Below are 26,723 nucleotides of genomic sequence, written 5' to 3'. Positions count from 1 at the left end.
CGTCAGGGCCGATGGTCCTCCACACTGGTGACCGCGGGCCTCAGGCGCCGGCGCGCGGGGACCAGCCCGAGCGGCAGCAGGAGCAGGAGCCACCACCAGGCACCGGTCGTGCCCCGCGTCGGCTGACCGGTCGGGGCCGGTCCCGGACCGGACCCGCGATCGACGGGCGCCGCCGCCGCGGCGCTGAACGACAGCTGACCCGACACCGGGTGGCCGTCGGCGCCGGTGACCCGGAACGAGATCTCGTAGGTGCCGGCTCCGCGCGCGGTCAGGGGCACCTCGAGGGTGGCTCCGTCGACCGTCGGGAGGCTGGCCGACGACGTCCCGTCCGGACCCCGCACCGCGACCTGGACCGGCCCGGACAGCGGGCCGCCGAAGACGAGCACGGCCGAGCCGGGCAGCGTCGCCAGTCGTGAGCCCTGCTCCGGGCTCGTGGCCACGAGGTCGCTGTGCGCACCTGCGGTGGGCGCCGGCAGCAGGCAGGCCATCGCCACCGCGACGACGACCAGCACCCGGGTCGGTCGGGTCCATCGACGAACGTCCACTCCTCGCACCCGCACGACGGTGCCGGAGCGACCTTGGGGAGAACTCGTGCTCACGGCACCACGTCGGGTGACACCCCGGCGGACACTGGTCGGCCGCCGCTCACCGCCGTCCTCACGCCGTCGCACAGCTCGCGAGCCGTGCCCTCCTTGAGCAGGTAGCCGCACGCGCCGGCGGCGAAGGCGGCCCGGACCTGCCGAGGGGGGCAGGTCGCGGTGAGCATCACCACCCGGAGGGAGGGGGTCTGGGCACAGAGGGCCGCCGTCGCCGCGATCCCGTCCAGCCCGGGCATGTCGACGTCCATGAGCACGACGTGGGGTTCGACGGCCCGGACCAGTGCCAGCGCCTCGTAGGCGTCACCGGCGGAACCGACCACCTCGACGTCGGCCTGGAGTGCCAGGGTCCGGCCGATGACCTCGCGGACCATCTGGTGGTCGTCGACGAGCAACACCCGGATCTTCGACTGCGCCACGGGTCCTCCTCGTCCGCACCGGTCTGGGACCCCAGAATGCCGCGGGGATCTTGCGGATTGCTCGGGGCCTCACGGTGGGAACGGGAGTCGGGATCACTGACCGCGGAGGACCAGCGGGAAGGTCGCCACCACGTCGACCCCGAGGCCGGGACCGGGGGACGTCGCGACGAAGGTCCCCCCGGCGTCGCGGATCGTGTCGGCCAGCAACGGCAGCCCCAGGTGCCCCTCCTCCTGCCGCATCGGCACCGACCCGGCGGGGCACCCCCGGCCGTCGTCCACGACCCGGACCCGCGCCTGGCCGTCGCGCAGGCCGAGCTCCACCCTCACCTGCGAGGCCCCGGCGTGCTTGACCACGTTGCGCAGGGCCTCGCGCACGACCCGGTAGGCGAGGCGTGCCGGCGCGTCGGGGAGCTCGAGCCCGGGAGCCACCCGGACCTCGCTCTCCAGGCCCGCGGCCGTGGCCTCGGAGGCGACGAGGTTCTCGATCGCGTCACGCAGGCCCTCCCCCCGCAGATCAGGCGGGTAGAGCTCGGTGAGCACCGTGCGCAGCGCCTGCACGCTCCCGCGCACCAGGCCCGCGAGCCGTTCGAGCGTGGTCCGGGCGAGCTCGAGATCGCCGTCCGGGCGCATCTCCTCCTCGACCACGGGGATCGTGTAGCCGACCCCGGCGAGATCCTGGACCACCCCGTCGTGGAGGGTGCGGGCGATCCGGCGCCGTTCGAGATCGGATGCCAGCACCGCATGGCGCATCAGCCGCGATCGGTCGCGCTGGGCCCGCTCCACGTGCCGGCACAGGTCCACCGCGAGGGGCAGCACGACGAGGGCCAGCAGGACGGTCGCACCGACGATGACGAGGCCGAACCCGAAGAGCACCGTCCGGGCGTTCTCCTCCATCGGCTCCGCCTCGAGGTAGGACTCGATCACCACCGGCTCGCCGTCGGCATCGACGGTGCCGACGTAGACCTCGAGCAGTGGGCCCTCCCCGGACTCGGTGGCGTTCTCGTCACGGGACAGCTCGGAGAGGTCCGCCGAGGTGCCGGGGTTGCTGAACAACGCCACCACCTCGTCGGGGAGCGTGAAGCCCTCACCCACGAGCTCCGGCTCGTCGGCCCAGATGACCCGCCCGTCCTCGCCCCACACCTTCACGTGGCGCACGCTGCCGTCGCGCATCCTGTTGTCCATGACCAGCGTGAGCTCGTCGTAGGACCCGGGGACACCGGCCCGCACGTCGGCGTCGATGAGCGGCGCCGCGATGCGCAGGGCGAGCCCTTCTGCCTGCCTGGTGGCGTCGTGGAGGGCGTGCTCGCGCGCGAGGCGCCCGGCGATCCAGACACTGCACACCAGCAGGATCAGGGTCGCCGCCAGCGTGTAGAGCGCGAAGCGCCGCAGGGCCGGGGCGAGGACCGACGGAAGGTCCCCGTCGTCCCTGCCCGAGCGCTGGTCGGAGCTATCTGCGCCGCGGCGCATCGACGAGTCCCCGCATGACCGCGACGACGACGGCCTCCAGCTGGGAATGGACTCCGAGCTTGGCCAGGACGCTGCGCACGTAGCCGCGGCAGGTGTGCACCGAGATCCCGAGGTCCCGGGCGATCACGCTCACCGTGCGCCCTTCAGCGAGTCGGGTGAGCACGTCCTGCTCCCGTGCGGTGAGGCCGGCGGCGCTCCCCGGTGGTGGGATGGCGGTCTCCTCGGTGACCAGGGTCCGGAGCAGCTCGGGATGCACCACCAGCCCGCCCTTGCGGGCGCCGCGAAGGCCCTCGAGGAGGTCCGGGAGGGAGCCGTCCTTGGGGAGCAGGGCACTGGCGCCCACGGCGGCTGCCCGCCTCATCACGGAACCGTCCCCGAAGGCGGTCAGCACCACCACCACCAGCTCGGGATGCTCCTCGAGCAGCTCCGCGGTCAGCTGGAGACCGTCGGCCTCCCCGAGGTTGACGTCCATGAGGACGAGGTCGGGGTCCAGCTGGTCCACCAGCCGGCGGGCGTCGGCGCTGTCGTGCGCGGCGCCGACGCACTCGAGGTCGGGCTCGCCCCGGAGCGCCAGCGCCACCAGATCTGTGAAGGTCCGGTGGTCGTCGACCACCAGCACTGTCTCGCGGTCGGTCGTCTCCTTCATCGCCTGCCCCCGCAGCTCGATACATGTGTATGTCTCCCGAGCCGACCCTGCGAGGGTATTCCTCACCCCTGGGGGTGTGCATCCGATTACTTTCAAGTCACCCTAGACTGGGGATGGCCGCGACCAGCTGGCCGAGCCCCCGATCAGCTGTCGGGAGGTCCACACCGGGAACGGAGTGCATCCGGTCGCGCACCAGACGGAGCAGCAGGTGGAGCTCCTCCCCCGCCGAGCCTCGCGGCGACCGGTCGTCGTTCCTGGCGAGGACGTCGAGGTAGCAGCGCGTGGTCTCCGGGGACGGCGTGGTCCCCAGCTCCGAGGCCAGCAGCTCGGTCAGCCGGACGTAGGCCCGCAGCGCCTCGGCGCCGCGTCCCGTGGCGTCGAGGGCGTTGATCAGCACCCGCCAGGCCGCCTCGTCGAACCCGCCGTGGCGGACCGCGGCCCGGGCCAGGCTCAGGGCCCGCTCGCCCTCCTGCAGACGCAGGGCACAGCCGGCCGCGTCCACCGTGGCGGCGACGACGGCCGCGGCGAAGCGCGTGCGTTCCTGCTCGGCCCACGGCGAGTAGGCCTCGGAGGCCAGGAGCTCGCCGGTGACCAGCTCCAGCGCGGCCTCCACCGCGGCGAGCCGCTCCCGGTCACAGCCGTGGCGGCCAGCCCCGCCGGGGCCGATGAGCCGGTGGAAGTCGGTGAGGTCGACCGGCAGCTTCTCCGGGTCGAGCACGTAGCCGTGCAGCACCGTGGCCAGGCCCGAGTCCCTCCCGCGCAGCCCGAGGTGGCGGCGGACCAGGCACACGTAGCTCTCCAGGGTGCCGGAATAGCTGCGCGGCGGCGCACCGTCCCACAGGAGCTCGGCCAGGCGGTCCTTGGGGACCGGCGACCCCGCTTCCAGCGCGAGGATCGAGAGCACCTGGCGGGGCTTGACGCCCTCGAGCGCCTTGCCGTCCACCGGTGTCCCGTCCCGGGTGACCCGGGTGGTCCCGAAGAGATGGATCCTCGTCTGCGTCCCCGTCATGGTCGTCCTCCCTCGTCGTCCTCCGATCGTGAGGCACGACACCGGTGGGCGGCAGACGCAGGTGCGGGGTCTCCCACCCCCCAAAACTGACCGGTCCAGGTCGACTGGTCGCCGGCGCACGCACGGGCGGGTCCAGCATTTCCCAAGGCGCGACCGCGACCGTGCCGTCATGCCCGGTCCCGAGCACCCGTACCGCTGGGTCGCGCCCGCGGCCGGTGCCGGGCTGCTGGCCTGGTGGGCGGCGCTCACGCTCGCCGGCGGCGCTCCCCTGCCTCCCGTCCCCGGGCTGCCGGACGCCGGGCCGGTCGTCACCTGGGGTGCGCGGGGCGCCGGACTCGGCCTCCTCCCGGCCTCCGTCGTCACGGTGGGTTCGCTGGTCGTGGCGCTCCTGCTCCCGGACACCACACAGGCTCGGACCCGGGCCGTTCGCGCGGCCGGCGTCGCTGCCGCGGCCTGGGGGCTCCTCCTCGTCGCCGAGGCCGCGCTCAGCAGGGCCGAGGCGGCCGGCACCCCGATCGCGGCGATCCGGCCGGCAGAGCTGGTCACCGGCCTCGCACCCGGCGCGGTGGGGCTGCTGCTCGGACAGCTCGTGGGCCTGGCCCTCCTCTCCTGGCGTGCCCGACGCTCCCCGGACCACCCGGGCGTGCTGGTCGCGGTTGCGCTGGGCGTGGCCGCGGCCGGTGCCGCCGAAGGGCATGCCACCGGGCCCGGCGAGATGCTGGGGGGTGCCGTGGTGGTCCACGTGGTCGCCGCCCTCGTCTGGACCGGCGGGCTCGTCGGCGTGGTGCTCCACCTGCGCGACCATCCCCGGCTCCTCGCGGACGTCCTGCCGCGCTACAGCACCCTCGCTGCGGGCTGCTTCGTCGCGCTCGCCGGGTCGGGTGCCCTGGCTGCGACGCTCACCCTCGGGTCGGACCCCTCCGCCTGGCGTAGCGGCTACGCCCAGGTCGTCGGGCTCAAGCTGGTCGTGCTCGCGGCGGCCGGGGCGTGCGGTGCCGCCCACCGACGCTGGACGCTGCGCGCCGTGCGCCGGGGACGCCCCCGGGCCTTCCTGCGGCTGGCCACCGGCGAGCTGGTCCTCATGGCCGCGGCCGGGGGCCTGGCGGCGGCGCTGGCGCGCACCCCACCACCGGCGCCCGCCGGGACGTCGGCGGCCGGCCACGGGCACCTCACGTCGACCGCCGACCTCGGCTGGAGCACCGTCTGGAGCGCCAGCCGACCGGACCCGGTCGCGGTGGTGCTGCTGGTGGGCCTCGGGGCGTGGTACCTCCGCACGGTGGCCGGCCTGCGACGCCAGGGTGCCCCGTGGCCGCGCGCCCGGACGGCCTCCTTCGTCACGGGACTCACCGCCGCGCTCGTCGTCACCTGCTCCGGCATCGGCCCTGCCGCGCACGCCCTGCCGAGCGCGCTCCTCGGCCAGCTCCTCACGCTCCTGCTCGCCGTCCCGGCGCTGCTGCTCGGTGGCCGGCCGTGGGAGCTGCCGGGCGCACCGACGGCCGTCATGCGATGGCAGCCGTCGCCGCGCACGGGCGCCCTGGTGGTGGTCGGGCTGCTGCTGGCGTTGGAGCACATCCCCGCGGTGACCCTGGCTCTCGGCTCGCCGTGGTGGCACCTCGTCCTGCTCGCGCTGGCGGTCGCGGCCGGGACGCTGCTGTGGTGGCCGTGGCTGGGGCCGGACGCCTCGCCGGACGGCCCGGCCGAGCGCCTGGGCTGGTCGGCCTCCGTGGTCGTGGCGCTCGCGGTGCTGGCCCTGCGGATCGGGCCGGCGGAGAGCCTGCTCGCGCCGGGGTGGTACCTCGAGCAGCGCCTGGCCGGTGCCGACCTCCCGGGGGACGCCCCCGTCGCGGGCACCGTGGTGGCCGTGGCCGCGGGCTGCTACCTGATGGCCCTGCTGCTGGTCTCCGCACGGGCCCTCAGGGTCCGCCCCCCTGCGCCAGCCGTCCCGGCGGCCACACCCGAGCGAGGACGCGCCCGGTGAGGTCGACGGCGCCGATCGACCCGTAGTCACGCGAGTCGATCGAGTTCCCCCGGTTGTCCCCGAGGACGAACACCCGGCCCGGCGGGATCTCGAACGTACGGCTGAAGTAGCCGTCGAGTGCCTCGTCGGGGAGCCACGGCTCCCGTACCGCCCGACCGTCGACGTGGAGCACGCCGTCGAGGATCACCAGCTCCTCCCCCGGCAGCCCGACGACGCGCTTCAGGGTCCGGTGGCGCTCGACGGGGTCGACGAACACGACCAGGTCGCCGCGCTCGAGGTCGGCGGCGTCGGGCGCCCACCGGGTGACCAGGACGGTGTCGCCCGAGGAGAGGGCGGGCTCCATGCTGCTCGAACCGACGGTGAGCGGCACGACCACGTGCGCACGGACGACCAGGCCGGCAGCCAGCGCGGCCGCGCAGACCGCGACCACGGCGGACGCCCGTCGGCGACCGGTCCAGCTCACTGCGCCGGTGCTGCGAGGAACGGGTGGTTGACGAAGTCGGGCCCCAGGTCGACGGTGCCGTCGGCGCCTGCGACCAGGAACTGGAGCATCATGTCGTGGTCCTCGTGAGCGAGGTTGTGGCAGTGGATCATGTAGCGGCCGCCCTGGTCGGCGGTCGCCCCGGCCTGGCCGGTGCTGCGACCGTCGGGGTAGGTCGCCGGGGCCATGGCGTACTTCACCAGGACCTCGACGATCTCGCCCTCGCCGACGTAGACGACGTCCTTGGGCCCCTTCTCCCACGCCTGCACGCGGTTCTGGCCCCCCTTGCGGCTGATGATGCGGAAGTCGACGAGGTGGATGTGGAGCGGGTGGAACCACCCGCCCGACTTGTTCTCGATCCGCCAGATCTCGACGTCACCGGGACGCGGCGGGGTCCCGCTCTCGTCGGCGAAGATGTTCCAGTCGCTGTCCTGCACGTCCTGCCAGGACATCCCGTTGATCAGGAACTCGTTGGTCGTGTCGTCGTGCTCGAGGTCGATGTCCCTCGTCCTCCGCGAAGCCGAGACCGGCGCGGTCATCACGGGGTTGATCTGGGACGCCGGCGGCGTGACGACAGCGTTCCACCGGGTGTCCGTCGGCTCGGACGTCACGCGGAACTGCATGACCTTCCCGGTGTGGAGGAAGTCGCGGTTGTTCTTGTTGCTGGAGTTGCGCAGCTCGATGCGATCCCCCACGCGGCACGACCCGAAGTCGACCATCACCTCGTAGCGCTCGGCCCCGGCGTGGCGCCACGACGTGATCGGCTGCGGCACCATCAGCCCGCCGTCCGTCCCGACCACCGTGGTGGGCAGCGTCGCGCCCGTGCGCGTGTTGACGAAGCGGAGGGTCATCGAGCGCGAGAGCGTGGCCATGAGGATCCGGAAGCGGTAGAAGCGTCGCTCCACGTCGAGGTAGGGCCACGGCACCCCGTTGACCATGATGATGTCGCCGTAGAGGCCGGAGTGGTCGCGGTCCATGTAGGCCAGCGAGCCGTCCTTGGCGAACATCGCGTCGCTGACCGTGAGCGGGACGTCGTAGCGGCCCTGCGGCAGGTTCTCCCGCTCCCACGCGTTGGTCAGGTGGTACTGCGCGACCAGGCCGCTGTAGACGTTCTGCGCCGTGTGGTGGACGCCGTGGTCGTGGTACCAGAGGGTCCGCGGCCCCTGGTGGTTCGGGAACCAGTAGTCCTTGTAGTGTCCCGGGCGCGTCACGTCGTCGGCGTAGCCGTCGTACTGCGGCAGGGACGCCGATCCGTGCAGGTGCACCGACGTCGCCATCTCGTGGCCGAAGTCCGGGTGGACCGGCGGCAGTGCGTTGTGCACCCGCATCCTCACGCGGGTGTGCTGGTCGACCTTGAGCAGCGGCCCGGGCACCGACGGTCCGGCTCCCGGGACGCCGTAGCCCATGAGCGTGGTGCGTGGTGCGCCCGCGTCGAGCACCTGGACGGCCGCCGACTGCTCGGACAGCTCGTAGAGCAGGTAGGCGCCGAACTCGTCCTCCATCTGGGTCGGTTCGAGCGGGACCGGCACGGGGAGCCGTCGCGCGAACCGCGCCGGCTTGGCCGAGGTGCTGATCCAGTCCGACGCGACGATCGTCCCGCCGCTCCACGGCGCGAGGACCCCCACCGCCGCCACCCCTGCTCCGAGACCACCCATCTGCAGCACACTGCGCCGCGTCGCACTCACCATCACTGCCTCCCCAGCGACATGACCCCCAGGCCGCCCTTGGTGACGCAGCGTGCAGAGGAGACCTTGGGGCGATCTTGGGTCGATGGTCCCGGCGTGAGATGACCGGCGGCCCGTGTGACCGCCGGTCCCCGGGACGACGCTGGCAGCACACCCACCCGAGGAGGTCGGCCCCATGTCCCCGTCCACGATGACCGCCCTGCGGCTGGAGTCCTGGCACAGCACCCCGGTGCTGCGCGAGGTCCCGGTCCCGACCCCCGGCCCCGGCGGCGTGCTGGTCCAGGTCGGCGGGGCCGGCGCCTGCCACTCCGACCTCCACCTCATGGACGAGTTCTCCGACGGGCTGCTGCCGTGGGGCCCGCCGTTCACCCTCGGCCACGAGAACGCCGGGTGGGTCCACGCCCTCGGCGACGGCGTCACCGGGCTCGAGGTCGGGCAGCCCGTCGCCGTGGTCGGCGCCTGGGGCTGCGGCTCCTGCGACCGCTGCCGGCTCGGGCTCGAGACCTACTGCGACCACCCCGAGCGCACCGCCGCCCCCGGCGGCGGTGGCGGCCTCGGTCTCGACGGCGGGATGGCCGACTACCTGCTCGTGCCCTCCGCGCGTCACGTCGTCCCCCTGCCCGGGGGTCTCCACCCCGCCGACGCCGCGCCGCTGACCGACGCCGGCCTCACGCCCTACCACGCCGTACGCCGCTCGCTGCCGAAGCTGCTCCCGGGCTCGGTCGCCGTCGTCATCGGCGTCGGTGGCCTCGGGCACCTCGCGGTCCAGGTCCTCAAGGCGATCTCCGGTGCGGTCGTGGTGGCCGTCGACTCGCGCGAGGCGTCCCGCGACCTCGCGAAGCGCTGTGGCGCGGACGTGGTCGTCGCCCCGGGCGACGACGCGGTGGCGGAGGTGCGCGCTGCGGGCCACGGCCTCGGCGCCGAGGTCGTCCTCGACATGGTCGGCTCCGACGACACCCTCGCCCTGGCCGCCGGGGTCTCGCGCCAGCTCTCCGACATCACCGTCGTCGGGATCGGCGGCGGCAGCCTCCCCTTCGGCTTCTTCACCGTGCCCTACGAGGCGAGCGTGCAGACGACCTACTGGGGCAACCGGACCGAGCTGGTCGAGGTGCTCGACCTCGCCGCCCGCGGCCTGCTCCGCGCCGAGACCACCCGTTTCCCCCTGGCGGAGGCCGCCGGGGTCTACGACCGGCTCCGACGGGGCGAGGTCGCCGGTCGCGCCGTGGTGGTGCCGCACGAGGAGCACCGGCCGTGACCGCGCGACCCCGGGCGCTGGTCGTCCACGAGTCCTGGTTCGGCAACACCGCCCGGCTCGCGGCCGCGGTCGCCGACGGGCTGCGCAGCGACGGCTACGTGGTCGAGGTCTGCCACGTGGACCGGGCCCCGACGGTCGCGACGATCGACGTCGACCTGCTGGTCGTCGGGGCGCCCACCCATGCCTTCTCCCTCAGCCGCCCCTCGACCCGCGTCGAGGCGGTGCGGCAGGGCGGCGACGCGAGCGGGTCCGGCGGCGGCGTACGGGAGTGGCTGGAGGCCGGGCGGGGCAGCGCACGAGCCGTGCCGACCGTCTGCTTCGACACCCGCGCCGACCGCGCCCGCCACCTGCCGGGCTCGGCGGCCCGCAAGGCGGCACGGCTGGCCCGCGACGCGGGCCTGGAGCCCTCGCGCGTGACCGAGTCGTTCTACGTCGCCGACGTGGCCGGGCCGCTGCTGCCCGGCGAGCTCTCCCGGGCCGCCCGATGGGGGCGCCGTCTGGCACCACAACCGACAGGGAGCAGGTGAGCACCATGCTGGTGCGCGAGGTCATGACCCACGGACCGGTCACTGTCCGGCCCTTCACCACCGTCAAGCAGGCGTTGCGGGTGCTCGCCGAGCACCGCGTGACGGTGCTTCCGGTCCTGCGCGGCGACCGCGTCGTCGGCGTGGTCAGCGAGGCCGACCTGGTCCGCGACCTGCTGACGCCCGATCCGCGTGCCCACGCGATCCCGCCCGACGAGGCTCCCGACCGGCCCCGGGTCGTCGAGGACGTGATGAGCACCCACGTCCTGACCACCCGTCCCGAGACCGACCTGGCCGAGGCCGTGGAGCTGCTCACCAGCAGCAGCGCGAAGTGCCTGCCGGTGGTGGACCACCACGACCGGTTGCGCGGGGTGCTGAGCCGCAGCGACGTCGTCCGGCTGCTCGCCCGCGACGACGACCGGATCGAGGCGGAGGTCGACGAGCTGCTGCGCTCGAGCGGGCTGCCGGGATGGCTGGTCGAGGTGCACGACGGCCAGGTGGCGCTCGAGGGACCGGTCGGAGGGGCCGAGGTCGCCCGGTTGCTCGCCGGCACGGTGCCGGGCGTGCTGGAGGTCGTCACGGGGCAGGACGCAGCCGGTCGGCCGGCAGCCACTCCTCCACGACGGCCCAGCGCCCGTCCTGCTCCCTGACCGGGTGGACGGTCCGACCCCACCAGCCGGCGGCCCGCTGTTCCCAGCCGAGGAGCAGCGCCGGCAGCACACCCTCGGGACCGACCACCCAGCAGTGCCGGATCGGCAGCGGCGCCGGCTCGGGCGGGGGCTGCGCGGGGCGCGACCTCGCCGCCCGTTCGGCCAGCGTGCCGAAGTCGCCACGTCGCCGCATCCCTCCTGCCACCGCCCCATGCTATCGAACACGTGTTCGACCAATCGGTGAAACCTCTGGTGCCACTGCACTAGTCAGGTTGATCCTTGCGTGGGATCAGGTGCCGCGGCCGAGACGACAGACTGTGGGCTCCCCCCGGTTCCCACACCCTGGAGCTCCACGATGATGCCGATCGCGCGCGACGACCGTCCTGCGCGTCCGGGCGTCTGCTCAGCCCAGCGAGACCAGGAAAGCCCGGACGTCCTCGGTGACGGTCCACTCGGTTCGGTCCCCCTCACCGAGCCGCAGCAGGGCATGTGGGGAGAGCTCGACGGCTGGTCCGCCCTCGATCCGGACGACGGCGGCGCCTGAGAGCACGAGCAGGTACTCGTCCTGCTCGAGATCGGCGACCACGCCGGCGGTGACCTCCCACGCGGAGAGTCGCACGCCGGCGAGGTCGCCGAGGTGCTGCGTGCGGGCCGTCGGCCAGCCGCCCTCGACCCAGCTGCCCGGCTCGCTGTCGCCGGTGAGCTCGAGGCTGCGGACGTCGGCCGCCAGCAGTCGTTCCCCGGGGAGGCCGCCGACCGGCTCGTCGAGCGCGACGTAGAGCTTGCGCAGCGGCTCGGTGACCGTCCAGGTGGTGCGGTCCCCGGCGTGGAGCCGGACCACGCTGCCCGGCTCCACCGTCAGCGTCGGGCCGCCCTCGACCTCGACGGTGGCCCGACCGGTGAGCACCACGAACACCTCGTCGACCTCGGTGTCGGTCTCGACGCCGGGGCCGGCCTCCCAGACCCCCAGCTCGCCGCCGGGCAGCGACGCGAGTCCCTGCTCGCGGTCGGGCAGCGGGAGCGCCAGCAGGTCGGCGGCGATCAGTGCGGTGGATGTCATGAGTCGAACCCCAGTCCCAGTCGGTCGAGCGTGCGGAGCCAGGCGTTGCGGCGCCCGGTGCGGTCGGCGCGGGCCAGGGACCAGCGCGTGAGCTGGATGCCGATCCACGCGAACGGTTCCGGCGGGAACGGCACTGCCCGCTCGCGCACCATCCGGAGCCGGGTCCGCTCGGTCTCCTCCCCCGCCAGCAGGTCGAGCATCACGTCGGCGGCGAAGCGGGACGCCCCGACGCCGAGGCCGGTGAAGCCGGCGGCGTAGACGGTCCGGCCGCCGTGGGCGCGCCCGTAGAACGCGCAGAACCGGGTCGAGGTGTCGATGACGCCCGCCCAGCGGTGGCTGAAGCCGATCCCCTCCAGCTGCGGGAAGGTCTCGCCGAAGTTGCGCGCGAGCACCTCGAAGGTCTCGCGCCGGTCGTCGTGGGCCGAGTCGATCGAGCGACCGTAGTGGTAGACCGCGTCGTAGCCGCCCCACAGGATCCGCCGGTCGGGCGTGATCCGGTAGTAGTGGAACTGGTTGCCCGAGTCGGCGACCCCCATCGCCGGGTCCCACCGCAGCGACGCGAGCTGGTCGTCCGTGAGCGGCTCGGTGGCCAGGACGTAGTCGTAGACCGGCACGACCGACCAGCGGGTCCGGCGCAGCGGGCCCGGGAAGACGTTGGTCGCGAGCGCGACGTGGCGGGCGCGGACGGTGCCGGTCGTCGTGCGCGCCTCCACGCCTCGCGGCGTACGCCGCAGCGAGGTGAGCCGGGTGTGCTCGGCGATCCGCACTCCCTGTTCCTCCGCGGCGCGGGCGAGGCCCCAGGCGAGCCGCGCCGGGTCGACGACGGCGCACTCGTCGGCCTCGAGCCGGCCCGCGAGGTAGGTGGGCGAGTCGACCAGCTGCCGGACGGCCGCGGCGTCGAGGAAGCCGGGCTCGTCGGGCTCGAGGTCGGCGACCTCGTGGGGTCGGGTCGCGACCGCGAGGGCACCACCGCGTTCGAAGCCGCAGTCGATGCCGTAGCGCTCGACGGTCGCACCGATCTCGTCGAGGTTGGTCAGCCCCATCGCGTGCATGGCGTCGTACTCGTCGGGCCAGCGGCTGCGGCCGTTGGCCTCGCCGTGGGTGATGCTGGCCTCGCAGAAGCCGCCGTTGCGCCCGGTCGCGTGCTCGGCGATGCGGTCGGCCTCCACGACCAGCACCGTGCGCCCGGGCACCCGCTCGACGGCCCGCAGCGCGGTCCAGAGCCCGGTGAACCCGGCCCCCACGACCAGCAGGTCGACCTCGACGTCACCGCCGACGCCCGGACGTGCGTCCGGGCGGTCGGGCGAGTCGAGCCACAGGGGTGCCCACCGCGAGCCCGCGAGCGCCGAGACCGGCCAGGACGTCATGACGCCTGCTGCTCGACCTCGGAGAGGGCCTCGTCGAGGACCTCGATCGCCTCGCGGACCTCCGACGCCGAGGCGGTCAGCGGCGGCACCAGGTGGATCCGGTTGAAGTTCACGAACGGCAGCATCCCGCGCCGCTTGCAGGCCGCAACCACGCCGGAGACCTCCGGGCTCGCCCCGCCGTACGGCGCCAGCGGCTCGCGCGTCTCCCGGTCACGGACCAGCTCGATGGCCCAGAAGGCACCGGTGCCGCGCACCTCACCGATCCACGGGTGACGGTCGGCGAGCTCCACGAGGCCGGGCCGGAAGATCTCCTCGCCGAGGGCCGCGGCGTGCTCGACCACGCGGTCGTCCTCCATCGCCCGGATCGTGGCGACGGCCGCCGCGCACGCCAGCGGGTGGCCGGAGTAGGTGAGCCCACCCGGGTAGACCCGGTCGTCGAAGGTGGCAGCGATCTCGTCGTTGATCGCGACCCCGCCGAGCGGCACGTAGCCGGAGTTGACGCCCTTGGCGAAGGTCAGGAGGTCGGGCACCACGTCGTCGAGCTCGACCGCGAACCAGCGGCCGGCCCGGCCGAAGCCGGCCATCACCTCGTCGGCGACGAGCACGATGCCGTGCTGGTCGCAGAGCTCGCGTACGCCGGACAGGTAGCCCGGCGGCGGCACCATGATCCCGGCCGTGCCGGGGATCGACTCGAGCACGATCGCGGCGATCGTCTGCGGCCCCTCCATCGCGATCAGCTCGGCGAGGTGGGCGAGCGCCCGCTCGCACTCCTCGGCCTCGGTCGTGGCGTGGAAGCGCGAGCGGTAGAGGAACGGACCGAAGAAGTGGACGGTGCCGGCGGAGCCGTGGTCGCTCGCCCACCGGCGCGGGTCCCCGGTCATGTTGACCGCGAGGTGCGTGCCGCCGTGATAGCTGCGGTAGGTCGTCAGCACCTTGTGGCGGCCGGTGTGGAGCCGGGCCATCCGGACGGCGTGCTCGTTGGCGTCCGCGCCGCCGTTGGTGAAGAACACCCGGTTGAGGTCGCCCGGCGTGTGCGAGGTGATCAACCGCGCGGCTTCCGAGCGCGCCGCGTTGGCGTGCTGCGGCGCGACCGTGCACAGGTGGGCCGCCTGCTCCTGGATGGCCGCGACGATCCGCGGGTGCTGGTGGCCCAGGTTGGTGAACACCAGCTGGGAGGTGAAGTCGAGCAGCCGGTTGCCGGCGCCGTCCCACACGTGGCTGCCCTCGGCCTTGGTGATGACCATCGGGTCGAGGGCGCCCTGGGCGGACCAGGAGTGGAAGACGTGGCGCCGGTCGAGGGCGTGGGTGTCCTCGGGCGAGAGCTGGACGAGGTCGGACCGGGTGTCCGAGTGGAGGTCAGTCATGGCGCGGGAACCCCAGGTTCAGGCCGCCCTCGGGACGGTTGGCCGGGTCGATCCACCGGGTGGTGACGACCTTGCCGCGGGTGAAGAAGTGGACGCCCTCGACACCGTGGGCGTGGGTGTCGCCGAAGAGCGACCGCTTCCATCCGCCGAAGGAGTAGTAGGCCACCGGCACCGGGATCGGGACGTTGACGCCGATCATCCCGACCTGGACGTCGTTCTCGAACCGCTTCGCCGCGCCGCCGTCGTTGGTGAAGACGGCGGTGCCGTTGCCGTAGGCGTTGTCGTTGACGAGGGCCAGTGCCTCCTCGTAGGTCTCGACCCGGATGACCGACAGCACGGGACCGAAGATCTCCTCGCGGTAGATCTCCATCTCGGGCGTCACGTGGTCGAAGAGGGTCGGCCCGAGCCAGAAGCCATCGGCACCACCACGCGCCCGGACGCCGCGACCGTCGACGACCACCTTGGCGCCGGCCTCCTCGCCGGAGTCGATGTAGCCCGCGACCTTGTCGCGGTGGGCCCGGGTGACCAGCGGACCCATGTCGGCCTCACCGCCCTCGCTGTCCTTCGCCCCCGCCCCGGTCACCAAGGTGGTGGTCCGGTCGGCGATCCGGGCCACCAGGTCGTCGGCGACGCCGCCGACAGCCACCAGCACGCTGATCGCCATGCACCGCTCCCCCGCGCTGCCGAAGCCGGCGTTGACGGCAGCATCGGCGGCGAGGTCGAGGTCGGCGTCGGGCAGCACGACCATGTGGTTCTTCGCGCCGCCCAGCGCCTGGACGCGCTTGCCGGCCTTCGAGGCGTTCTCGTAGACGTACTGCGCGATCGGGGTCGATCCGACGAAGCTGACCGACTGCACGACCGGGCTCTCGAGCAGTGCGTCGACCGCCTCCTTGTCGCCGTGGAGCACGTTGAAGACGCCGTCGGGCAACCCGGCCTCCTTCCAGAGGGCCGCGATCCAGTTCGCCGCGGAGGGGTCCTTCTCGCTGGGCTTCAGCACCACGGTGTTGCCGGCGCCGATGGCGATCGGGAAGAACCACATCGGCACCATCGCCGGGAAGTTGAACGGCGAGATGATGCCGACGACGCCGAGGCCCTCCCGCGTGGAGTGGACGTCGACGCCGGTGGAGACGCCGTCGGAGTGGCCGCCCTTGAGCAGGTGGGACATGCCGCAGGCGAACTCCACGACCTCCTGGCCCCGCGCGACCTCGCCGAGCGCGTCGGAGTGCACCTTGCCGTGCTCGGAGGTGATGATCGCGGCGAGCTCGTCCTTGCGGGCGTTGAGGAGCTCGCGGAAGGCGAACATCACCTGGGTGCGCTTCGCCAGGGACGTACGCCGCCACTCCTGCGCGGCCGCCTCCGCCCGGGCGATCACGTGGTCGGCGTCGAAGCGCGAGGCGAGCGCGACCCGGCCGGTCACCGCACCCGTCGCCGGGTTGGTCACCTCGCCCCATCGGTCGGAGGCTCCGGTCCACGCGGCGCCGTCGGTCCAGTGCTGGATGGTCTGCACGGTCTGGTCCATGCTCGCCAGTCTGCTGCACCCGGGCCGGCGACCGGGCCTACACTCTGTCAGGTGGAGCAGGTCGCGACCGACAGTGTGGAAGTCCGGTGCTGAGCGTCGCCGCGGTCCTCGAGATGGCGGTCGTGCGCGCGGCCGATCCGCTGGTCCTCGCCGGGAGGTCAGGGCTGTCCCGGACCGTCCGCTGGATCCACACCACCGAGCTCGCCGACATCGGCCCCCTGCTGCGCGGCGGCGACCTGCTGCTGACGACCGGCATCGCGCTCCCCGACGCCCCCGGCGCCCTGGCCGGCTTCGTCCGCAGCCTGGCGGAGTCGCACGCGGTCGGCCTCTTCGTCGAGCTCGGCCGGCGCTGGGAGGTGGTGCCGGACACGGTCGTCGCGGAGTGCGACGCCGCCGGCCTGCCGCTGGTCGCGCTCCGGCGCGAGGTGCGGTTCGCGACCCTCACCCAGGCCGTGGGCGAACGTCTCGTCGACGAGCAGCTCACCGCGCTGCGTGAGGCCGAACGGGTCCACGACACCTTCACCGAGCTCGGCCTCACCGAGGCGGGCCCCGACCAGATCCTCACCGCCGCCAGCCGTCTCGCGGCGGCGCCCGTGGTCCTGGAGGACGACCGCCACCGCGTGCTCGACTACCGCGCCGGCCCCGGCGACGTCGCCGAGTTCCTCGACGACTGGGAGCGGCGCTCCCAGCGCGTCGACCCCGCCGACGAGCGCACCGTCTGGGACGAGAGCTTCGGCTGGCTCGTCACCCGGGTCGGACGCCACGACCGCGGGTGGGGCCGGCTGGTCATCGGGGCGCCGACCGAGCCGCCGAGCCGGCTGGTGACCGTCGCCGAGCGCGCGGCCGCCGCCCTCGCGATGCACCAGCTCCACGACCGCAACCGCCAGGGCCGGCTGCGCCGGCTCCACCACGAGCTGCTGCTCGGCGTGCAGACCCACCCCGACGACCCCGACCTCGCCCGTCGGGTCCGGCTCGCCGGCCTCGACCCGGCCGGGACCCTGGTCGGGTCGGTGCTGCGCCTCCACGCCCCCACCGCCCGCCTCGACGAGCTGGTGGCGGCGTACCTCTCGGCCGCGGAGCGCCACCGTCTCCCGGCGCTGGTCGCCGTCGTCGGCTCCGACGTGCGCGCCCTCGTCTCCGTCCCTCGCCGTCGCGACCCGGTCGCCTGTGTCGACGAGCTCGCCGCGACGGTGGCCGCTCGGCTGCCGGTGACCGTCACCGCGGGATCACCCGTCGCGTCCTTGACGGCCGCCGACCGCAGCCTGCGCGAGGCCGGGCACGTGCTGGAGGCGCTGGGAGGCCGGCGCGACGGCGACGCGCCACCTCGGGTCCAACGCCTCGAGGACGTCCACCTGCGGGGCTTCCTGGCCCTGCTCGCCGGCGACGAGCGGCTGCGCGACTTCGCGACGAGGGAGCTCGCCCCGCTGCGGGACGCCGACCCGGCCCTGCTCGCGACGCTGCGGGTGCTGCTGCGCCACTGGGGCAGCAAGTCCGCCGCCGCCGCCGAGCTCTCGCTCTCGCGTCCCGCGCTCTACGACCGGCTCCACCGGATCGAGCGGCTCCTCGGCGCCCCGCTCGACGACGCCGAGGTCCGGACGTCGCTCCACGTGGCACTGATGGCCGAAGGCGAAGGCCCCGTCGTCGGGGGATGACGTCGGGGCCTTCGGCACGTTGCGACCTTCGACCACGGGGGAGGGACGAAGGGCGACGCCCCCATGGTGCCCGGGGTGCACCGGATCGCGCGTCCCCCCGTCGCGGCATCTCTCCTGAGACCCATGCACTACCGCCGCCCGGGCTCAGCTGTCGGGCAGCAGCCCCTCGCGCACGGCGATCGCCAGGGCCTCCAGCTTCGAGCTCGCGCCGAGCTTGGCCGAGAGGTTGGCGACGTGGTTGCGCACGGTGTGGACGCTGACGACGAGCCGCTCGGCGATGGCCGCGTTGGTCAGGCCCTCGGCGACGAGGGAGAGCACCTCGCGCTCGCGCTCGGTGAGTGCCTGGTGGCCGTTGCCCCGGTTGCGCTGCCGCTGGAGGCGGGGCAGCAGCCGCGAGAGCATCTCGGGTGAGACGACGGCCTCCCCCGCTGCGGCGGCGCGCACGGCCGAGACCAGCTCGGGCAGGCCGCGGGTCTTGGAGACGAAGCCCGACGCCCCGGACTCGATCGCCGAGACCAGGACGTGCTCGGCGGTGCTGGCGGTGAGCACCACCACGGCCATCCGCGGGCGGAGCGCACGCAGCCGCGGAATGGCGCCGACACCGTCGCCGTCCGGCAGCCGGTGGTCGAGCAGCAACACGTCCGGCATGGTGGAGGTGATCATCGCCTCGGCCGCCGACAACGAGCCGGCCCGACCGACCACCTGCAGGTCTGGCTCGATGTCCAGCGCCTGCGCCAGGCTGGAGGCGAGCACCTCGTGGTCGTCCACGATGAGCACGCGCACCGGTTCGTCGTTCATCGATCCCCCCCCTCTAGTACCAAACTACTAGAGGTATGGCACTGCGGAAGGGATGTGCACGAACCTGCACCTTGAGAGCATGGTGCCACGCTCCGGGAAGGACCACGATGCAGCAGATCAGGGTCGCGATCGCCGACGACGACGCCACCATGCGCGACACGCTGGCGGCGACCCTGCGCACCGACGACCGCTACGACGTCGTCGCGGTCGCCGAGTCGGGCGCCGAGCTGCTCGGGCTCGTGACGACGCTGCGTCCCCACGTCGTCCTCGTCGACCTGCGCATGCCCGGCGGCGGCCCCGACCTGCTCGCGACACTCCAGGAGGGCCCGCCCGTGGTCGCGCTCGTGGTCTCGGCCGAGTCCGCGCCGTCCGCGGTCGTGTCGGTGCTGCGCGCGGGGGCCCGCGGCTACCTCGCCAAGGGTCGCATCGGCCACTGCCTGCCCGACTTCGTCTGGCGCAGCGCCCAGGGCGAGGTCGTGCTGGCCGTCCCCACCGGGGCCGCGGTGCTGCGCCAGCTGTTGTCAGTCACTGTTCGCTGACACCGGGATCCACAACCGCATCACGGTTCCGCGCTCGTCGCCGTTGCGCAGGGTGACCGAGCCACCCGCGATGGCTGCGCGGTCGCGCATGTCCGAGATGCCCCGGTGGCCGGGCCGGGGCACGACGTCTCCGAGTGGCAGCCCGACACCGTCGTCGGCCACGACGACCTCGACGCCGTCCTGGAGGCGGCGTACGTCGATGCGGACCCGGGTCGCCTGCGCGTGCTTGCGGACGTTGACCATCGCCTCCTTGGCGATCCGGTAGACCAGCACCCGGGCCGTCTCGTCGAGGTCGAGCCCGTCCTCGCACCGCACGTCCCAGCGCACCGCGTCGCCGAGCACGTACGCCGCCGCCTCGCCCAGCGCCGTCTCGACGTCCTCCCGCTGGGCCGGCGAGTCGAGGTCGAAGAGCAGGTAGCGGAGCCGGTCGTTCGCCTCGGAGACGGTGACGCGCATCTGCTCGAGCAGCGACCGCGTCGCCGCGGCGTCGGCGCCCGCGTCGAGCTGGCGCTGGACCAGCCCGAGCTGCAGGTCGACGGCCGCCATCACCTGCACCGGGTCGTCGTGGACGTCGGCGGCGATCCGTGAGCGCTCGGCCTCCTGCGCGTCGACGAGGTGGCGCAGGAGCTCCTGCCGCTCGTCGGCGAGTCGCTGGAGCTCGGTGCGCGCGGCGTGGAGCTCGCTGATGTCGCGCTGGATCGTGCCGAGCAACCAGGCCTCGCCGGCGTCGTCACGGATGATGAAGGTGTTCTTGTAGACCGGGACGGGCGGCCCCCCGGTGAAGTTGCGCAGCGTCGACTCACCCCGCCACGACCCGGTGGCCAGGATCTGGGGGCTCTCCACCTCGCGCTGGTGGCGCGCTGCCTCGTCGGTCAGCATCTGGCCGATGGTGAGGTCGCCGAGCGGTCCCTCGGCCGGGATGCCGTTCATCCGACGCGCCGCCGGGTTGAGGTAGATGACCTTGCCCTGCAGGGTCCCGATCGCGATGTAGTCGCTCGACGCCTCGATCAGCGCCTGGTAGCGACCGATCTGCTCGTCCTTCTCGGCGATGACCTCGACGCTCTGGCGCCGGTCGCCGGTGTAGGTGATGCCGGCGCGCAGGATCGCCACCAGCACCCCCACCGACCCGAAGGCGATGCCCAGCGGCGGGACCGGGTGGACCGCGTCCAAGGTAAGCACCCCGAGGCAGACGAGGGCGAGCAGGACGGGGGTGGTCAGGCCGCCGAAGACCTCGCGGCGCAGGGGTGGTCGCTCCAGCGGCAGCCAGCCCCCGAAGGCGACGAGCAGGGTGCCGAGGAGCGACGCGGCCGTCAGCACGCTTCCGGGACCGAAGCCTCCGTGGGTGGCCTGGAAGAGGAAGGTGGCGTCGACCGCCGCCAGCAGGACCACGCCCACACTGGTCGTCGCCACGGCAGCGGAGAGCCGTCCGTGGGTCAGTCCGACGAGGCCCGCGATCACGGTCAGCAGGCACACGTCGAGGACGGGGTAGGTCAGGTTGACCGCGAGCGCGTCCTGGCCGATGCCAGCGGCGGCCAGCCTTCCGACCGTGCCGGACAGCGCGGTGGCCATCACGGCGGCCGCCGTGATGCCCCCCAGCAGCGCGTCGAGCGCCAGCGTCCGGGAGTGGTCGGGCACGTGGTAGCGCGCGACCTCGACCGCGGCGACGACGAGCAGCACGCCTGACACCACCCACGCCGCGTCGGCGAGCGAGGGGTAGACCGCGGCGCGGTCGAGCACGAGGATCGTGTAGGCGAAGCCGAGGCACCGCAGCGTCACCGCGACGGCGACGGCCCACCACAGGACCCGAAAGGTCGTGGAGCGGAACCCCAGCGGCACGGCGACCAGGGCGGCGCCGGCATAGCCCAGGAGCTGCACGCCGTCGTCGAGCACCGCGATGACGCCGGGGCGGGGACGGACACCGGGGATCGCCGCGACGGCGAGCACCAGGACGCAGGCGAGCGACACCACGAACCCCACGCGGACCTCGGGTGGCACCCGTCGCCACCACGACGGGGCCGGCCCACCGTCCTGGGTGGCGGCGGTGCCGGCAGCGGGTGCGACCTGGGCCATGCTCCCTCCCCCGGGCGGCCCCCTGGGCTGGGGCACGACAGCATCGTAGGCCCCACCCCCCGCCGCGGGCGGGTTCAGCTGCTCCCCGGCTCGAGCCTGGCACCGGCGGCCAGCTCGGCCCCCTGCTCGACCTGGCTCTCCCGGCCCACCACCGCGATCGCCCCGCTGTCCTCCAGGTCTGCGTCGAGGTGGCCGAGCCTCGCGTCGGCGAGGATCGAGCAGCGCTCGGCCACGATCGCGCGGGCGACGACCGCACGCTCCCCCACGGTGACGTCGTCCATCAGGACGGCGTCGACGACGCGGGCACCGGGTGCCACCCTCACACCCGGTCCCAGCACGCTCCGCTCGACCAGGCCCTCGACGACGCACCCCGGGCTGACCAGGCTGTCGACCACCTCGGCGCCGTCGAGGAGCCGAGCCGGCCCGCGTTGCGGGTCCTTCGTCATGATCGGCCACGTGCGGTCGTTGAGCACCCCGTGGTCGTCGAGCAACAGCTCGCGGTGGGCACGCAGGTAGTAGTGGGGCTGGCCCAGGTCGCGCCAGTAGCCCGCCAGGGCGAAGGCGCCGGCGCGGCCGCGCTCGACCATGCGGGGCAGCAGGTGCTCGGCGAAGTCGCCGAGCCCGCTGTCACCCGGGCCGGCGTCCGCGCCCAGCTCGCGGTGGAGCTCCTCGAGCACCGCGACGAGGGCGTCGGGCGCGTAGGCGATGACCTCCGCGGCGATGGTGCCGCCGGGCGGGTGGTCGGGCTTGTGGTGCACGGCGGTGACGCGTCCGCCGTCGACCTCCACGACCGTGTGGTCCCCGGCGTCCTCCAGGGCGACCTCGGTCGTCACGACCGTGCACTCGAGACCGTGGGCGAGGTGGTGGTGCACGACCTCGCCCAGGTCGAGGCGGTAGACGTGGTCGGCACTCATGACCAGCACGACCTCCGGGTCCGCCGCGCGCAGCTGGTCGCGGACGCGGAACAGCTCGTCGGCGTTGCCGCGTGCGAACCCCTCCTCGTCGGAGCCTCCCGTGCCCTCGTCGGGCATCAGGAGCCGGAGACCGCCGTGGGTGCGGTCGAGGTCCCACGGCCGGCCGTTCGAGACCCGTGCCTCCAGGTCGGAGCCGTGGAACTGGACCGACAGCCACACGTCGCTGATCCCGCTGTTCGACAGGTTGCTCAGCGCGAAGTCGAGCAGCTGGTAGACGCCCGCGACCGGGAGCGTCGGCTTCGCGCGCTCGCGCGTGAGCACGTCCAGCCGGTTTCCCTGCCCGCCCGCCTGGACGACGGCGAGCACCCGGGTGCCGGGCACCTCACTGCCCCGGGGCTGCGTCGCGCAGCTTCTCCAGCAGGGGTCCGGCGGCCTGGTCGAGGAACGGCTCGACGGAGTCGCCGCCCACCTGGACGAGCGCGACGTCGGTGAAGCCCGCCTCCCAGAACGCCGAGACCGACTCCACCACGGCGTCGAGGTCGGGACCGCACGGGATGTTGTCGGCCACGTCCTCGGGTCGTACGAACTGCGTGGCTCCCGCGAACCCCGCCGTGGTCGGCAGGTCGCTGTTGACGGCCCAGCCGCCGGCGAACCAGCGGAACTGGTCGTGCGCCCGCTCGACCGCCGCATCGCGGTCGGGGTCCCAGCAGATCGGGATCTGCCCGATCGCGCGGGCGCCGTCGCCGATCCGGGGGGCGCCCTCGGTCGCGTTCCACGCCTCCACCAGGTCGGCCCGGGGCTCGACCGCGACCAGGTGGTCGGAGAGCGGTCCGAACCTGGTCACCGACTTCTCGCCGCTCACCGCGGTGCCGATGCCGACCGGGTCGTCGGGCAGGTCCCAGATCCGGGCCGACTCGACCCGGAAGTGGTCACCGGACCAGCTCACGAGCTCGCCGCTCCAGAGCTCGCGGATCACCTCGATCGCCTCCTGGAGCATGTCCTGACGCGTGTCCACGGCCGGCCAGCCCGCCCCCACCACGTGCTCGTTGAGGTTCTCCCCCGATCCCAGCCCGAGGGTGAACCGTCCGTCCGACAGGACCCCCACCGTGGCGGCCTTCTGTGCGACGACGGCCGGGTGGTAGCGCAGCGTCGGGCAGGTCACGTAGGTCATGAGGTCGACCCGGGACGTCACCTGGGCGACGGCGCCCAGCACGCTCCACGCGTAGGGGGCGTGGCCCTGGGCGCTCAACCACGGAAAGTAGTGGTCGCTCATGACCTCGAACTCGAACCCGACCTCCTCGGCCCGCCGGGCCTGCGTCACCAGGTCCCGCGGACCCGACTGCTCGGTCATGAGGGTGAAGCCGAAGCGCGTCATGCCAGCACGCTAGGCACGGGCCACCACCGGGGGGACCACCCGCGTGGGTGGCGTCAGAGCAGCAGGACCAGGGACGCGAGGGCGACGGTCCAGCTGGCGAAGCTGCCGACGAGGAAGTACTCGGTCACGGCGTGGATCCGGTGCTGCTTGCGGGCGTCCTGCAGCTCGGGCCAGCGCAACAGGCCCTTGGCCGCGATCACCACCGACGCCGCCGTGAGCTGGCCGGCGATCCCGAGGCCGAGGATGAAGAGCCGCTCCATCGGCCCGAGCAGCCGACCGCCCTTGAGCCGGTAGGACGGCACGTCGCGGTCGCCGTCGCTGCGGGACGGGTCGACCGTGCCGGTGGCGGCGAGGACGAGGCGGACCAGCACGTTGCCGGTCGAGAGCTGCAGCAGCAGCACACCCACCAGCACGAGCGCGGCGCCGGCCGGCAGCCCCGCGACGACCCCGAAGGGCGTCGCCTCGAGCCAGCGGCCGAGCAGCCCGTCGGCGTACGGCGCCAGCGGCGAGAGCGCGACGGCCCCCACCACGCCCGTCGCGAAGACGGCGAGCGGCACCCACGGGCGGCCGCCGGCGGCGAAGCCGCGGGTCACCGACTGGCCCCACGCGACGGTGAACGCCACGACGACGAGCATCGCGACGAGGTCACGGCCGTCGGTCATCCCGGCCAGCAGCCCCGCGATCACGGCGACCACCGCACCGACCGCCTCCGGCACGTGGCGCAGGGGCCGCACCGAGAAGACCAGGTCGCTGGTCGCGAAGCCGATCAGCAGCAGTCCGAGCCAGCTCACGGAGCGACCACCAGGGCCTCGTCGGCCGCCACGATCGCCGACAGCCCGTCGGAGCGCACCCGCTGGGACACCGCGGACGCGCTGATGCCGAGGTCGTCGGCGAGGTCGCGCTGGGTGCGGCCGCCGAGCAGCCCGTCGAGCAGGCGCAGGCCGCGGTCGTCGAGGTCGGCGACCGCCCGGTCGCGCAGGATCAACATGGCCTCGAGGGTCGCAGGGTCCGGACCGTCCGTCCCCTCGGCGCGCCGGTAGGACGTACGCCGCCACCGTGTCGCCGGACGCGCGGCCTCCTCCTCGACCGCGACGATCGCGTCGCGGGCCACCCACCACGCCGGACCGTCCTCGACCCGCGGCTCGTCCTGCAGCAGGTCGGCGCTGCCCCAGCCGAGGCCGTGGCGCACGTCGGCGGCGAGGGCGAGCCGGAGCCGCAACGTGGCGCGCACCGCCTCGCCAACCGTGGCGAAGCCGCCCTGGTACTCGTCGCCGACCGTCAACCGGAGCGGCACCACCGGGGAGAGCATCTCGTTGACCTCGGCGAGCGCGCGCTGGACCCGCGCGTGCAGGGCGACCCGGTCCTCCGACCGCCGGGATCCGACCAGGTCGCCGAGCACGGCTGCCATCAGCATGGGACTTCACCTCACCACAACATTAGCATTTGGCTTCACTAATGAGTGGATGAAGTCACACGCTTCCTTTCACGACCTCACCGAGCAGGGCCGCCACCCGCGCCGGGTCGTGGTCGAGCGAGGCAGCGGAGCAGGTGAGCTCGGTGTGGACGCGACCCGGCTCGTCGGCCGCCCGCCACATGCCCGTGAGGGCGAGGTCCTCCCGTCGCATCACCGCGAGGGCCCGCTCGTTGACCTCGTCGGCCTCGCCTGCGGCGTGGACCCGGAAGGTGTGGACGTGCGGGACCGCCGGGTGCGGCGTGATGCCGTGCCGGGGCAGCAGCGCCGCCAGGCTCCGGGCCCACGCGAGCTGCCCGGCGAAGTCCGGTGGCCGGCGCAGCCCGGCCAGGGTGGTGGTCGCCTCGGCCGTCAGGTGGAAGAGGGTGCCGCCCATCCGGTGGCGCCACAGCCGCGCCTCGGCCAGGACGTCCTCGGGCCCGACGAGCGCCGCGCCGGCCAACCCGCCCAGGCCCTTGTAGAAGGAGACGTACATCGTGTCCGCGACGCCCGCGATCTCCGCGAGGGGTCGGTCGTAGGACGCCTGCGCCTCCCAGACCCGTGCCCCGTCGAGGTGGAAGGCGGCGCCCCGCTCGCGCGCCGCGTCCGCGAGCGCGACCAGGTCGTCCCACTCGGGGAGCAGGCAGCCGGCGTCGCGCAGCGGAAGCTCCACGAGGACCGCGGCGAGCTGCCCCGGGACAGCGGCGAGGTCGTCGACGGTCGGCGTACGGGGTCCCGTGGTCAGGTGCTCGAACCGGAAGTCGTGGAGCAGACGCGGGCCGTCCGACTCGTGCAGCAGCAGGTGGGAGAGGTCCGGGAGCGCGACCCGGGTGGTGCCGACCCGGTCGCACCACACGCGCAGCGCGGACTGCTGGGCCATGGTGCCGCTCGGGAAGAAGGCAGCGGCCTCGGTCCCGAACACCTCGACCAGCTCGGTCTCGACCTGCTCGACCGCTCCCCCGGACCCGTACCTGTCCCACTCGAGGTCGTACGCCGCGGCCTGCTCGGCCGCCTCGGCCAGCGCCTGCGCCGGGGTCCGGGGCAGCTGCCAGAAGACGGCCCTCGAGCAGGCCTCCGCGACCTGACGGAACGTCGCGACGTCGACCATCAGTCGACCATCAGTTGAGCACGCGCATCGACGCCGGCAGCCCGCCGCCGTCGTGCACGTCCTCGACGAGCTCGGCCAGCGCCGTCAGCGCGACCCGCTGGGAGTTGGGCCCGTAGGACACCCGCGCCACCCCGAGCTCCTCCAACCGGCGCAGCGGCAGCGAGCCGGGCACCGCGATCACGGTCAGCCGCTGCGGTCCGAGGGCGTCGACCAGCGTGGTCACCTGCCGCTCGTCGAGACGGCCGGGCACGAAGACGACCGGCGCCCCCGCGTCGAGGTAGGCCCTCGACCGCTCGACGGCGTCGGCGAGCACCTCGGCGGGCTCGCGGTCGCCGGCCCGGACGAAGGCGTCGGTGCGGGCGTTGAGGACGAAGTCGGGCACGCCCTCGGCAGCGGCCGCGGCCATCACGGCCTCGACCTGGGCGGCGGCCTCGGCCAACGGCTTCATCTGGTCCTCGATGTTGGCCCCCACGACGCCGACGCCGATCGCGCGCCGCACGGTCTCTGGCGCGTCGCCGTAGCCGCCCTCGAGGTCGGCGGAGACGGGCAGGTCGACCGCGTCGACGATCCTGCGGCACATCTGCACCATCTCGTCGACCGGAATGTTCTCGCCGTCCTCGTAGCCGAGCGTGGCGGCGATGCTGTGGCTCGCGGTCGCGAGCGCGCGCGTGCCCGGGACGTCGGCGACGACCGTGGCGCTGATGGCGTCCCAGACGTTGACGACGGTCAACAGGTCGGGCGCGGTGTGGAGCGCGAGGAGGTCGGTGGCCCGGGTTGCGGTGGTCATGACCCGATCC

26 protein-coding genes are annotated in these 26,723 nt (G+C 73.8%); 6 read left to right on the top strand and 20 right to left on the bottom strand.

Annotated elements, in window-relative coordinates; translation table 11 throughout:
* Positions 1 to 2: 2 nt before the first annotated feature.
* The 5 genes from ABD091_RS17920 to ABD091_RS17900 all read right to left on the bottom strand — a co-directional run bounded on the left by ABD091_RS17920 (position 3) and on the right by ABD091_RS17900 (position 4,137).
* Positions 3 to 545 (bottom strand): copper resistance CopC family protein, encoded by a 543-nt coding sequence (locus ABD091_RS17920; RefSeq protein WP_343921152.1) that lies wholly within the window; start codon positions 543 to 545, stop codon positions 3 to 5.
* A gap of 50 nt (positions 546 to 595) precedes the next feature.
* On the bottom strand, positions 596 to 1,015 hold the full coding sequence (locus tag ABD091_RS17915) for a response regulator (protein ID WP_343921150.1): 420 nt from the start codon (positions 1,013 to 1,015) through the stop codon (positions 596 to 598).
* 93 nt (positions 1,016 to 1,108) lie between these two features.
* The gene (locus ABD091_RS17910; RefSeq protein WP_343921148.1) at positions 1,109 to 2,482 is read right to left on the bottom strand and encodes a sensor histidine kinase; all 1,374 of its coding nucleotides are present in this window, start codon (positions 2,480 to 2,482) and stop codon (positions 1,109 to 1,111) included.
* Positions 2,463 to 3,128, bottom strand: coding sequence for a response regulator (locus ABD091_RS17905; protein WP_343921145.1), 666 nt, complete (start codon positions 3,126 to 3,128; stop codon positions 2,463 to 2,465). Before ABD091_RS17905 ends, ABD091_RS17910 begins: the two co-directional genes overlap by 20 nt.
* A gap of 97 nt (positions 3,129 to 3,225) precedes the next feature.
* Positions 3,226 to 4,137, bottom strand: a complete 912-nt coding sequence (locus tag ABD091_RS17900) for an AfsR/SARP family transcriptional regulator (RefSeq protein WP_343921142.1) — start codon at positions 4,135 to 4,137, stop codon at positions 3,226 to 3,228.
* Positions 4,138 to 4,306: 169 nt separating this feature from the next.
* On the opposite strand from ABD091_RS17900, the gene ABD091_RS17895 reads away from it, so the two are divergent.
* Positions 4,307 to 6,115 (top strand): cytochrome c oxidase assembly protein, encoded by a 1,809-nt coding sequence (locus ABD091_RS17895; RefSeq protein WP_343921140.1) that lies wholly within the window; start codon positions 4,307 to 4,309, stop codon positions 6,113 to 6,115.
* Here ABD091_RS17895 and lepB read toward each other — a convergent pair.
* Together lepB and ABD091_RS17885 are read right to left on the bottom strand one after the other, a co-directional pair.
* Positions 6,051 to 6,578, bottom strand: coding sequence for a signal peptidase I (lepB, locus tag ABD091_RS17890; protein WP_343921138.1), 528 nt, complete (start codon positions 6,576 to 6,578; stop codon positions 6,051 to 6,053). The genes ABD091_RS17895 and lepB overlap by 65 nt on opposite strands.
* Positions 6,575 to 8,251, bottom strand: a complete 1,677-nt coding sequence (locus tag ABD091_RS17885; RefSeq protein WP_343921136.1) for a multicopper oxidase family protein — start codon at positions 8,249 to 8,251, stop codon at positions 6,575 to 6,577. The genes lepB and ABD091_RS17885 overlap by 4 nt, the downstream gene beginning before the upstream one ends.
* Positions 8,252 to 8,456: 205 nt before the next feature.
* Here ABD091_RS17885 and ABD091_RS17880 point away from each other — a divergent pair, with 205 nt between their 5' ends.
* From ABD091_RS17880 to ABD091_RS17870, 3 genes are read left to right on the top strand one after another with little or no spacing between them, the layout of a single operon-like run.
* Entirely contained in the window at positions 8,457 to 9,536 is a 1,080-nt protein-coding gene (locus ABD091_RS17880) for an NAD(P)-dependent alcohol dehydrogenase (protein WP_343921134.1), read from the top strand.
* The gene (locus ABD091_RS17875) at positions 9,533 to 10,063 is read left to right on the top strand and encodes a flavodoxin family protein (RefSeq protein WP_343921132.1); all 531 of its coding nucleotides are present in this window, start codon (positions 9,533 to 9,535) and stop codon (positions 10,061 to 10,063) included. The genes ABD091_RS17880 and ABD091_RS17875 overlap by 4 nt, the downstream gene beginning before the upstream one ends.
* A 5-nt stretch (positions 10,064 to 10,068) precedes the next feature.
* Entirely contained in the window at positions 10,069 to 10,710 is a 642-nt protein-coding gene (locus ABD091_RS17870) for a CBS domain-containing protein (RefSeq protein ID WP_343921836.1), read from the top strand.
* Here the strand turns inward: ABD091_RS17870 and ABD091_RS17865 are convergent.
* The 5 genes from ABD091_RS17865 to ABD091_RS17845 all read right to left on the bottom strand — a co-directional run bounded on the left by ABD091_RS17865 (position 10,637) and on the right by ABD091_RS17845 (position 16,020).
* Positions 10,637 to 10,915, bottom strand: coding sequence for a hypothetical protein (locus ABD091_RS17865; RefSeq protein ID WP_343921130.1), 279 nt, complete (start codon positions 10,913 to 10,915; stop codon positions 10,637 to 10,639). The genes ABD091_RS17870 and ABD091_RS17865 overlap by 74 nt on opposite strands.
* A gap of 198 nt (positions 10,916 to 11,113) precedes the next feature.
* Positions 11,114 to 11,770, bottom strand: a complete 657-nt coding sequence (locus ABD091_RS17860; protein ID WP_343921128.1) for a cupin domain-containing protein — start codon at positions 11,768 to 11,770, stop codon at positions 11,114 to 11,116.
* Positions 11,767 to 13,137: an NAD(P)/FAD-dependent oxidoreductase gene (locus tag ABD091_RS17855; RefSeq protein ID WP_343921127.1), complete on the bottom strand. Its 1,371-nt coding sequence runs from the start codon at positions 13,135 to 13,137 to the stop codon at positions 11,767 to 11,769. Before ABD091_RS17855 ends, ABD091_RS17860 begins: the two co-directional genes overlap by 4 nt.
* Positions 13,134 to 14,501, bottom strand: a complete 1,368-nt coding sequence (locus ABD091_RS17850; RefSeq protein WP_343921126.1) for an aspartate aminotransferase family protein — start codon at positions 14,499 to 14,501, stop codon at positions 13,134 to 13,136. Before ABD091_RS17850 ends, ABD091_RS17855 begins: the two co-directional genes overlap by 4 nt.
* The gene (locus ABD091_RS17845; RefSeq protein WP_343921124.1) at positions 14,494 to 16,020 is read right to left on the bottom strand and encodes a CoA-acylating methylmalonate-semialdehyde dehydrogenase; all 1,527 of its coding nucleotides are present in this window, start codon (positions 16,018 to 16,020) and stop codon (positions 14,494 to 14,496) included. Before ABD091_RS17845 ends, ABD091_RS17850 begins: the two co-directional genes overlap by 8 nt.
* An 86-nt stretch (positions 16,021 to 16,106) precedes the next feature.
* On the opposite strand from ABD091_RS17845, the gene ABD091_RS17840 reads away from it, so the two are divergent.
* Positions 16,107 to 17,672 (top strand): PucR family transcriptional regulator, encoded by a 1,566-nt coding sequence (locus tag ABD091_RS17840; RefSeq protein WP_343921122.1) that lies wholly within the window; start codon positions 16,107 to 16,109, stop codon positions 17,670 to 17,672.
* A 144-nt stretch (positions 17,673 to 17,816) separates the two neighbouring features.
* Here ABD091_RS17840 and ABD091_RS17835 read toward each other — a convergent pair whose 3' ends face one another.
* Positions 17,817 to 18,470 carry a response regulator gene (locus tag ABD091_RS17835; protein ID WP_343921120.1) on the bottom strand — a complete coding sequence of 218 codons (654 nt, stop codon included), beginning with the start codon at positions 18,468 to 18,470 and terminating at the stop codon, positions 17,817 to 17,819.
* A 107-nt stretch (positions 18,471 to 18,577) separates the two neighbouring features.
* Here ABD091_RS17835 and ABD091_RS17830 point away from each other — a divergent pair, with 107 nt between their 5' ends.
* On the top strand, positions 18,578 to 19,009 hold the full coding sequence (locus tag ABD091_RS17830; RefSeq protein WP_343921118.1) for a response regulator: 432 nt from the start codon (positions 18,578 to 18,580) through the stop codon (positions 19,007 to 19,009).
* Here ABD091_RS17830 and ABD091_RS17825 read toward each other — a convergent pair.
* From ABD091_RS17825 to ABD091_RS17795, 7 genes are read right to left on the bottom strand one after another with little or no spacing between them, the layout of a single operon-like run.
* Positions 18,992 to 21,115 (bottom strand): histidine kinase, encoded by a 2,124-nt coding sequence (locus tag ABD091_RS17825; protein WP_343921116.1) that lies wholly within the window; start codon positions 21,113 to 21,115, stop codon positions 18,992 to 18,994. The genes ABD091_RS17830 and ABD091_RS17825 overlap by 18 nt on opposite strands.
* 38 nt (positions 21,116 to 21,153) lie before the next feature.
* Positions 21,154 to 22,374: a glucose-1-phosphate adenylyltransferase family protein gene (locus ABD091_RS17820; RefSeq protein ID WP_343921114.1), complete on the bottom strand. Its 1,221-nt coding sequence runs from the start codon at positions 22,372 to 22,374 to the stop codon at positions 21,154 to 21,156.
* 1 nt (position 22,375) lies between these two features.
* Positions 22,376 to 23,368, bottom strand: a complete 993-nt coding sequence (locus ABD091_RS17815) for an LLM class F420-dependent oxidoreductase (RefSeq protein WP_343921112.1) — start codon at positions 23,366 to 23,368, stop codon at positions 22,376 to 22,378.
* 53 nt (positions 23,369 to 23,421) lie between these two features.
* A complete protein-coding gene (locus ABD091_RS17810) occupies positions 23,422 to 24,159 on the bottom strand; it encodes a hypothetical protein (protein WP_343921110.1) in 738 nt (245 codons plus the stop codon).
* Positions 24,156 to 24,782: a SatD family protein gene (locus ABD091_RS17805; RefSeq protein ID WP_343921108.1), complete on the bottom strand. Its 627-nt coding sequence runs from the start codon at positions 24,780 to 24,782 to the stop codon at positions 24,156 to 24,158. Before ABD091_RS17805 ends, ABD091_RS17810 begins: the two co-directional genes overlap by 4 nt.
* Before the next feature lie 55 nt (positions 24,783 to 24,837).
* Positions 24,838 to 25,926 carry a threonine aldolase family protein gene (locus tag ABD091_RS17800; RefSeq protein WP_343921106.1) on the bottom strand — a complete coding sequence of 363 codons (1,089 nt, stop codon included), beginning with the start codon at positions 25,924 to 25,926 and terminating at the stop codon, positions 24,838 to 24,840.
* Between the two features lie 10 nt (positions 25,927 to 25,936).
* Entirely contained in the window at positions 25,937 to 26,713 is a 777-nt protein-coding gene (locus ABD091_RS17795; RefSeq protein WP_343921104.1) for an isocitrate lyase/PEP mutase family protein, read from the bottom strand.
* Between the last annotated feature and the right edge of the window lie 10 nt (positions 26,714 to 26,723).

Origin of the sequence: Nocardioides aestuarii (genome assembly GCF_039527245.1) — a bacterium.
GTDB lineage: Bacteria > Actinomycetota > Actinomycetes > Propionibacteriales > Nocardioidaceae > Nocardioides > Nocardioides aestuarii.
Note: the sequence above shows the minus strand (reverse complement) of the source record. Positions and strands in the feature narration are given on the sequence as shown.